Source organism: Streptomyces sp. NPDC006385 (assembly GCF_040612485.1).
Classification (GTDB): domain Bacteria; phylum Actinomycetota; class Actinomycetes; order Streptomycetales; family Streptomycetaceae; genus Streptomyces.
Genome location: NZ_JBEXQG010000169.1, coordinates 1 through 2,132 on the forward strand (window position 1 = coordinate 1; position 2,132 = coordinate 2,132).

Annotated in this window: 2 protein-coding genes; both read left to right on the forward strand. The window is 70.1% G+C overall.

The features are described 5' to 3' along the window. On the forward strand, nucleotides 1–744 hold a 744-nt coding region (locus ABZ078_RS44330), incomplete at its 5' end, for a beta-ketoacyl reductase (protein WP_356584372.1). 53 nt (nucleotides 745–797) lie between these two features. Then, nucleotides 798–2,132: beta-ketoacyl synthase N-terminal-like domain-containing protein (locus tag ABZ078_RS44335; protein ID WP_356584374.1), on the forward strand; the 1,335-nt coding region annotated here is incomplete at its 3' end.

The following is a 2,132-nucleotide window of genomic DNA, read 5'->3' on the forward strand; positions in this document are numbered from 1 at the left end:
GTGGCGGCGATGGAGCCGGGTGATGCGCTGAAGGTGCTGGAGTCGGTGCTGGGGCGGGGCGAGGAGCACCTCGTCGTCGCGGACGTCGACTGGGACCTCTTCACCCCGTCCTTCACCACCGTGCGTGACTCGCCGCTCGTCGCGGAGATCCCGGAGGCCCGCCGCGCGCTGGAGACGACCGGCGACGACGGCGCCGGCACGGTCGGCGATCCCGCCGAGGCTCTGCGCGCCGAACTCGGCGGACTCTCCCCGGCCGAGCGGACCCGCGCGCTGCTGGACCTCGTACGCACCCACGTGGCCAGGGTGCTGGCGTACCCGGACGCGGAGGCCGTGGCCGCCGACCGGGCGTTCAAGGAACTGGGCTTCGACTCGCTCACGGCCGTCGAGCTCCGGAACAGACTGAAGGCCGCCACTGGCCTGACGCTGCCGGCGACGCTCGTGTTCGACCACCCGACTTCCACCGCCCTCGCCGGGCACCTCCGCTCGCTGATCTTCCCGGACGAGGACGAGGAAGCGGACAACCGGACGGAGGACGAGAGGGTCCGTAAGGCACTGGCGTCCATTCCCTTGGCGCGTATCAGAGACTCGGGTCTCATGGACATTCTGCTGCGATTGGCGGACGTCGACGAAGCCATCGAATTCACCATGGACGAAGGCGAGATCGAGTCCGCCGACGAGGATTCGATTGACTCCATGGACGCAGAGAGCCTGCTCCGCATCGCATTCGAAGGCAGTGATTCCTGACTGGTGCGAATCGGCCGAGTCTCCCTGAATTCCTCGAACTTGCGGAGTTTGCAATGAGCAGTACCTCTCCTGAGAAGATCCTCGACGCCCTGCGCACCTCGCTCAAGGAAACCGAGCGCCTCCGCAAGGAGAACCGCCGGATGGCGGCGGCCGCACGCGAGCCGATCGCCATCGTCGGCATGGGCTGCCGTTTCCCGGGCGGGGTCGGTTCCCCCGAGGACCTCTGGTCGCTGCTTGCCTCGGAGACCGACGCGGTGTCCGCCTTCCCCACCGACCGGGGCTGGGCCGAGGACCTGTACGACCCGGACCACACGCGGTACGGCCGCAGTTACGTCCGTGAGGGCGCCTTCCTCGACACTGCCGCCGAGTTCGACGCAGGCTTCTTCGGGATCTCCCCGCGCGAGGCACTGGCCATGGATCCCCAGCACCGCCTGCTGCTGGAGACGGCCTGGGAGACCCTGGAACACGCGGGCATCGACCCGCTGTCCCTCAAGGGCAGCCGCACCGGTGTCTTCGCCGGCACCAACGGCAACGACTACGGCGCCCTGCTCCGGGAGCTGCCCGAGGCCGTCGAGGGCTACCTGGGCATGGGCAAGTCCGGCGCCGTCCTCTCGGGCAGGGTGTCGTACTTCCTCGGCCTGGAAGGACCGGCGGTGACCGTCGATACGGCCTGCTCGTCCTCGCTGGTGACCCTGCACCTGGCGGTCCAGGCGCTGCGCAACGACGAGTGCTCCCTCGCCCTCGCCGGTGGCGTGAGCCTGATGACCACTCCCGGCGCGTTCGTGGAGTTCAGCCGTCAGGGCGCCCTGTCGCCGGACGGCCGCTGCAAGGCGTTCTCCGACGCCGCCGACGGTACGGCGTGGGGTGAGGGTGTCGGCATGCTGCTGCTGGAGCGGCTGTCGGATGCGCGGCGCAACGGCCACAAGGTGCTGGCCGTCGTACGCGGCTCGGCGGTCAACCAGGACGGTGCCAGCAACGGTCTCACGGCCCCCAACGGCCCCTCCCAGCAGCGGGTCATCCGCGCCGCCCTCGCCAGCGCGCGCCTCTCCGCGTCCGACATCGACGCCGTGGAGGCCCATGGCACGGGCACCACCCTCGGTGACCCGATCGAAGCCCAGGCCCTGCTCGCCACCTACGGCCAGGACCGCGAACGCCCCTTGTGGCTCGGCTCGGTGAAGTCCAACATCGGTCACACGGCCGCCGCCGCCGGTGTCGCCGGCGTCATCAAGATGGTCCTCTCCCTGCGGCACGGCATGCTGCCGCGCACCCTGCACGTCACCGAGCCGACGCACGAGGTGGACTGGTCGGCGGGGGCTGTCGAGCTGTTGACGGAGGCTCGGGAGTGGCCGGAGACGGGGGAGCGTCCGCGTCGGGCGGGCATTTCCTCG